The sequence below is a fragment of the Ornithinibacter aureus genome, from assembly GCF_009858245.1.
Taxonomy (GTDB): Bacteria; Actinomycetota; Actinomycetes; order Actinomycetales; family Dermatophilaceae; genus Fodinibacter; species Fodinibacter aureus.
Genome location: NZ_VMSB01000001.1, coordinates 3,689,106 through 3,695,644, shown reverse-complemented (window position 1 = coordinate 3,695,644; position 6,539 = coordinate 3,689,106). Strand labels below are relative to the sequence as shown.

Here is a 6,539-nt window from a genome sequence, read left to right as displayed (position 1 = left end):
TACATCGACCCCGGCTATCACGCGCTCGCCACCGGCCGCCCGGTCGCAACCTCGATCCCTGGCTGACCTCCGAGGAACTCATCGTTCCCCTGCTCCTCCACGGCGCCCGGACGCCCGACCCGCCGACGTGGCGGTCATCGAAGGCGTCATGGGGCTCTTCGACGGCCGGATCGGCACCGGCGGCTTCGCGTCGACGGCCCACTTGGCCACCCTCACCCGCAGCCCGGTGATCCTCGTCGCGGACATCTCCTCCGCCGCGCGCACGATCGCGGCGACGCTCCACGGTCTGCGCACCTTCGACCACTGTGTCCGACGTCGTCGGTGTCATCCTCAACAAGGCGGGATCGGTGCGCCACGCGCACGAAGTCCGCAGCAGCGTCGAGGCCATCGGCCTGCCGGTGCTGGGGGTCCTTCCGCGCGACGCGGGCGTGAGCGCCCCCTCGCCGTCACCTCGGCTTGATCCCGGCCGCGGAGCGCACCGACGCCGTCAGCGCGCTCGACCGCCTGGCCGAGCCAGACCGCCGAGTTGATCGACCTCGACCTGCTCCTTCACCTCGCCGGATGCGCGCCCGACCTGAGCGCCACCCCCGTGGTCACCGCCGTCGCGCCGTGCGGAGGGGGTCGCCACCCACGACAGTGCCACCACCCGCCCGGTCGTCGCCGTGGCCGGCGGTCGCTCCTTCACCTTCCGCTATGCCGAGACCGACGAACTCCTGCGGGCCAACGGCTGCGAGCCGGTTCTCTTCGACCCGGCGCTCGACACCTCGCTCCCGCCCGGGACCAGCGGGCTCTACCTCGGCGGCGGCTTCCCTGAGGCCCACGCTCCGGCCCTCTCCCGCAACACGGCCCTCACTGGTGCGGTCCGGGACGCGATCGCCTCCGGCATGCCGACCGTCGCCGAGTGCGCCGGCCTGATCTATCTCTGCGAGACCCTCGACGGGCACGACTTCGTCGGGGCAGTTCCCGCGCAGGCAGCGATGCACCCTCGCCTGACCCTGCAGTACCGCTCGGCTCGCACGACCGTCGACAGCATCCTCGGGCCGGCCGGAACGACGTCGCGCGGTCACGAATTCCACCGGACCCGCACGTCGCCGGGGGCCGGCACCACCGCTGCCTGGGAGCACGAGGAGGGCGTCGAGGGCTTCACCCTCGATCCAGCCAGCACCGGGCGCGCGACGTTGCACGCCTCCTATCTGCACACCCATTGGGCCGGGAACCCGTCCGTCCCAGCCGCTTTCGCCGCCGCAGTGCAGTCGTATGCCGCACAGCCGCCGGTTCTCGGCGCCACGTCCACGGTCCTCCCCCGGGTCGAGCGAGCGCCCGCGCTCCCCACGACGACCGACCCGACACCCTCGGCTGGACTGGACCACCACGGCGACGCCGAGGTCGGCCCTGGACTGGTCGACTTCGCGGTGAACGTCCGTGTCCCCACACCCCGGCCTGGCTCGCCACGACGCTGCGGGACGGCATCGGCGACCTCGCGGCATACCCCGTCGTCGACCCAGCCCGGACGGCCCTGGCCCGACGCCACGCCGTGCCTGAGGACATGGTCCTCCCCACCAGCGGCGGCGCCGAGGCCTTCACGCTGATCGCCCGTGCCATCCCCGGTCGGCGACCCCTCGTCGTGCACCCCCAGTTCACCGAGCCCGAGTCCGCGCTGCGCCGTGCCGGACGGGTGCCGGACCAGCACGTCCTGAGCGAGCGCGAGGGCTTCGTCCTGCACCCCGATCGAATCCCGGCCGACGCCGACCTGGTGATCATCGGGAATCCGACCAATCCGACGGGCGTGCTCCACCCCCGGTCGACCCTGGAAGCGTTGCGCGCGCCCGGACGGGTCCTCGTGATCGACGAGGCATTCATGGATGCCATTGTGGGAGGGGCCGATTCACTGATCTCTGCGGACCTGGACGGTGTCATCGTCGTTCGCTCGCTGACGAAGACGTGGGGGCTGGCCGGCCTGCGCGCGGGCTATGTGGTCGGCGACCCCTCACTCCTCCGACTCCTCGCCGAGCAGCAACCCCACTGGTCCGTGTCCTCGCTGGCGGCCCGCGCGAGCGTCGCCGTCTGCGCCCCCGCCGCCCGCGCAGAGGAAGCCGAGCTGGCCCGTGAAGCGGCGACCTGGCGGCATCACCTCGTCCGCGGGTTGCAGTCGCTGGGGCTCGCCCCCGTGCCCGGCGCCGCGCCCTTCGTGCTCGTCCGGGTCGGTCCCGGCGTCCATGGGTCCCTGCGTGAGCGTGGGTATGCCGTGCGGCGCGGCGACAGCTTCCCCGGGCTCGACCACGACTGGGTGCGTCTGGCCGTCCGCGACCCGCACACGACCGACGGACTCCTGCGTGAGTTGCAGTCCCTCCTCGGCGACACTGCTCCCGGTGGCTCGGAGCGTTCTCTGGAGCAGGCGGCGCCAGCGTCGACGGCGCCCCAGCGCGGCCCCGTCCCAGCCGCTCAGGCAGACAGAGAGCTCTCCGCATGACCCTGCGCCTCCCCCTGCCCGACGGCACGACGCCGCGCGTCCTGGTGCTGGAGCCGGGCCCGCGTGCGTCCGAGACGGTGCAGGCCCTGCTCGATCAAGGGGCACGTGTCGATGTGCGTTGTGCCGCACCGGATGCACGTCTCCGGGACCTGGCTGGTCGGCACCTCATCGCACTGCGCACGGACGCGGACCTCGACCTCTCCGCCTACGACGTCGTCCTGCGCGACCCGCTGCGCGAGCAGGGGGTCGAGCTCTCCCCCTCGTCCCCGTCCCCTGCCACCACCTCCGGCCACGTCGTCCTCGTCGGGGGCGGACCGGGCCCTCTCGGCCTGCTCACGCTCGCCGGGCTCGACGCGATCCGGAGCGCCGACGTGTTGGTGTGCGACCGGTTGGCCCCCTTGGCCGCGCTGGAGCAGGCACGCCCCGACGCCGAGGTCGTCCACGTCGGCAAGATCCCGCGAGGTGAATTCACGCCCCAGGAGCAGATCAACCAGATCCTCGTCGACCGGGCACTCGCCGGAAAGACCGTCGTGCGCCTCAAGGGTGGCGACAACTTCGTCTTCGGCCGCGGCGGCGAGGAGTGGAATGCCTGCGTCGAAGCCGGCCTGCCCGTCACGGTCATCCCGGGCGTCTCCTCCTCCATCGCCGTCCCCGGCCTGGCGGGCGTCCCCCTCACCCACCGCCACCTCACGCAGGGCTTCGTCGTCGTCTCCGGTCACGTCGCTCCGGACGACGCACGCAGTGACGTCGACTGGGATGCCCTCGCCCGTCTGGGACTGACCATCGTGGTCCTCATGGGCGTGGCTGCACTGCCGGTGATCGCCAAGCGCCTGATCAGTGCCGGCATGGATCCGTCGACCCCTGCTGCCTCCATCGCCGATGGCGGCATGACCTCGCAACGCCAGGTCCGCTCCACGCTGGCCGCGCTCCCGGGTGCAGCGGCGGAGCAGGACATCGGCGCCCCTGCGGTCACCGTCATCGGCCCCGCGGTGGCGGCCCTGCTGCCGCAGACGTCGGTCTGAGTCGGGCACGCGTGATGGGCACTGCGTGGGCGGGGCTGAGACTGGCCGTCGGGACACTGACGATGATTCCTGTCGGCTCACTCCCTCCCACCACGCGTCGCATCGGCGCGTGGGCAATGGCGCTGGCACCGATCGCGGCCCTGCCCCTCGGCCTGCTCGTCGCTGCAGTGGGTCGGCTCGGTCAGGCCGCGGCGATGCCCACCTCGATCACGGCGACCCTGTCGGTCGGGGCGCTGGCCCTGGCCACGCGCGCCATGCACGTCGACGGGCTGGCGGACACCGCTGACGGCATCGGCGCGGGCTGGGACCGTGAGCGCGCCCTGCGCGTCCTGCGCACCGGCGATGTCGGCCCGATGGGTGTGATGGCCCTGGTCGTGGTGGTCCTGCTCCAGATCGCTTCTGCCACAGCGCTGTTGTCGCTCACTCATGGCTGGTTGCTCGTCGGTGTCGCCGTCGTGGCCTCCAGAGTGGCTGCAACCCTCGGGTGCCTGCGTGTGCTCCCGACCGCGTCGGGCTCCTCCTTGGGTGCCGTCGTGGCTGGCACGGTGCCGGGCGTGGTCGGTGGCCCAGCCGTCGTGGTGACGGGCGCTGCGCTGACCGGAGCCACCGTGGTGGCCGGATTGCAGTGGTGGCAGGGGGTCGCCGCGATGGCGGCCCTCCTCGTCGCCGTGGCGTGGCTGCTCCGGAGTGCCGTGCGGGTCTTCGGGGGGATCAACGGAGACGTGCTCGGGGCATCGATCGAGGTCGGGACAGCTGCCCTGCTCGTGGCGCTGACGATCGGAGCCACGGCATGAGAACACTGATCACCGGGGGCATCCGCTCGGGGAAGTCCGCGATCGCCGAGAACCTCATGGGTGAGGGCACCACCTATGTCGCGACCTCTCCCTCACGCCCCGAGGACACCGATTGGGCTGCGCGGATCCAGGAGCACCGTCGCCGTCGACCCGCCTCCTGGCCGACGGTCGAGACGACGGATCTGCCGTCCGCCCTGACCGCCCTCAACGGGCCGGCCCTGGTCGACAGTCTGGGCGCCTGGTTGGTCGCGCTGCTCGACAGGTTGGATGCCTGGGATCAGCCGGTGGCCCAGTGGCGCGGGCGCCTCGACGACGAGGTGTCCGCACTGGTGTCGACCTGGTCGACCTGCTCGCACGACCTGGTCGCGGTGACCGACGAGGTCGGCTTCGGCGGGATCGCCGAGCACCGTTCGGCCCGGATCCATGCCGACGAACTGGGTCGGCTCAACCAGGCCATCGCCGGCGTCAGCGATCGCGTGTGGCTGGTCGTGGCCGGGCAGGTGCTCGTGGTCAAGGACTCCTCGTGAGGGTCGCCACCGGACTCCTCCTCGGGTATGCCGCGGATCGCCTGCTCGGCGACCCGCGCCACTTCCACCCGGTCGCCGGATTCGGGCGGATCGCGATGGCGCTCGAGGCGCACACCCATGCCCCGAGCCGCGTCCGAGGTGTGGTGCACGTCGGCGCGCTCGTCGGTGCGGCTACCGCTGCCGGGATGCTGGCCGATCATCTGGCCGGGCGAGTCGGCGATCCCGGCATGGGTCGCGACGTCGGTCGCGTCGCGATCACTGCTGTCGCCACCTGGGCCGTGCTGGGCGGCCGCTCACTCGAACGTGAGGCACTCACGATCCAGCGACAGCTCGCCGCCGGAGACCTCGACGCTGCGCGACGACAGGTGCGCAACCTCGTGGGTCGCGACCCCTCGCGCCTCTCGGCTGACGAGGTCGCCCGGGCCACCGTCGAGTCGGTCGCGGAGAACGGCGCCGATGCGCTGGTGGCGCCGCTGTGGTGGGGCGCGGTGGCGGGAGTGCCCGGCCTCGTGGCTTATCGCGCCATCAACACGCTCGATGCGATGATCGGTCACCGCTCCCCGCGCTATCGCGAGTTCGGTTGGGCCGCAGCCAGACTCGACGACGTGGCCAACTGGATCCCGGCCCGACTCACCGTGCTGAGCACCGCCGCAGCCACCGGCTCCGTGGCCGGTGTCCGCCGGGTGCTGATGACCGTCGCCCGGGACGCGCCCGCCCACCCGAGTCCGAATGCCGGACCGGTCGAGGCTGCCTTTGCGGCGGCGCTGGGTGTCTCGCTCGGGGGCTCCAACAGCTACGCCGGTATCGTCGAGGACCGCGGCCGCCTCGGCGACGGTCCCGCTGTCACCGTCGACGACCTGGGATCGGCAGTGCGACTCGAGCGGCGCATCGGGCTGATCGCACTCGGCGTCATCGTCGCCGCTCGTAGTGCGGCCGCTCGCCGTGTCGTCAGCCGCCGGCGCGCACGCCGAGCCAGGTGACGCAGCCCGCCACGTCAGCAGTCGTCACCAGACCAGTAGGTGGTGCCGGTCGGGACACCACGACGACCGGGACGTCGAGCTCGGCGGCAGCGTCGAGCTTGGCGCTGGTGTAGCCACCGCCGGAGTCCTTGGTGACCAGGACGTCGACCCGATGACGGCGCATCAGGTCCCGTTCCCCACCCACCGAGTAGGGCCCGCGGTCCAGGACCACCGTCCACCGTGGGGGTGCAGGCTCAGCCAGCGGTTCGACCACCCGGACGAGCACATCTCGCTCGGACCAGCGGGCGAAATGGGGCAGCGTCTGACGCCCGCTGGAGAGGAAGGGCCTGCTGCCCAGCGCTTGTGCGGCCACACGCGCTGCATCGAGGTCGGGGACCCAGGTCCACGTGTCGGAGTCCGGTCGCTCTGCCCAGCCGGGCCGGGCCAGGCGCGTCATTGGCAGACCGGTGCGGGCGCACGCCTGCATGGCATGAGCCGTCATCGTCGACGCGAACGGGTGGGTCGCATCGATCAGATGGGTGAAGCCATCCGAGCGCAGGGTCCGGACCAGGCCATCGACGCCGCCGAAGCCACCGACGCGGACCGAGCCCACCGGCATCCGCGGATGGGCGACGCGGCCGGCGAGCGAGGACACGAAGTCGACCCCGGCGCTCTGCAACGCCACGGCCAGGGCACGTGCCTCAGCCGTGCCGCCCAGCACCAGAACCCGCATTCGGCGATGCTAACGCGCCCAGACCGACCGCCCG

At 72.2% G+C, this 6,539-nt stretch carries 6 protein-coding genes and 1 pseudogene; 6 read left to right on the top strand and 1 reads right to left on the bottom strand.

Features of this window, described 5'->3' with window-relative positions:
* Positions 1–662 precede the first annotated feature (662 nt).
* The 6 genes and pseudogenes from C8E84_RS18285 to C8E84_RS17600 all read left to right on the top strand — a co-directional run.
* Positions 663–1,157 (top strand): annotated as a pseudogene (locus tag C8E84_RS18285) (cobyrinate a,c-diamide synthase); the annotation flags it as partial.
* Positions 1,158–1,204: 47 nt separating this feature from the next.
* Positions 1,205–2,470, top strand: coding sequence for an Rv2231c family histidinol phosphate aminotransferase CobC (gene cobC / locus C8E84_RS17940; protein WP_246197021.1), 1,266 nt, complete (start codon positions 1,205–1,207; stop codon positions 2,468–2,470).
* Positions 2,467–3,492 (top strand): uroporphyrinogen-III C-methyltransferase, encoded by a 1,026-nt coding sequence (gene cobA / locus C8E84_RS17615; protein WP_159904241.1) that lies wholly within the window; start codon positions 2,467–2,469, stop codon positions 3,490–3,492. Before cobC ends, cobA begins: the two co-directional genes overlap by 4 nt.
* Positions 3,493–3,506: 14 nt before the next feature.
* On the top strand, positions 3,507–4,286 hold the full coding sequence (locus C8E84_RS17610; RefSeq protein ID WP_159904240.1) for an adenosylcobinamide-GDP ribazoletransferase: 780 nt from the start codon (positions 3,507–3,509) through the stop codon (positions 4,284–4,286).
* Positions 4,283–4,813 carry a bifunctional adenosylcobinamide kinase/adenosylcobinamide-phosphate guanylyltransferase gene (locus tag C8E84_RS17605; protein WP_159904238.1) on the top strand — a complete coding sequence of 177 codons (531 nt, stop codon included), beginning with the start codon at positions 4,283–4,285 and terminating at the stop codon, positions 4,811–4,813. The genes C8E84_RS17610 and C8E84_RS17605 overlap by 4 nt, the downstream gene beginning before the upstream one ends.
* Positions 4,810–5,793 (top strand): cobalamin biosynthesis protein, encoded by a 984-nt coding sequence (locus tag C8E84_RS17600; RefSeq protein WP_159904236.1) that lies wholly within the window; start codon positions 4,810–4,812, stop codon positions 5,791–5,793. Before C8E84_RS17605 ends, C8E84_RS17600 begins: the two co-directional genes overlap by 4 nt.
* Here C8E84_RS17600 and C8E84_RS17595 read toward each other — a convergent pair.
* Positions 5,762–6,505: a cobalt-precorrin-6A reductase gene (locus C8E84_RS17595; RefSeq protein ID WP_159904234.1), complete on the bottom strand. Its 744-nt coding sequence runs from the start codon at positions 6,503–6,505 to the stop codon at positions 5,762–5,764. The two genes, C8E84_RS17600 and C8E84_RS17595, sit on opposite strands and share 32 nt — an antisense overlap.
* Between the last annotated feature and the right edge of the window lie 34 nt (positions 6,506–6,539).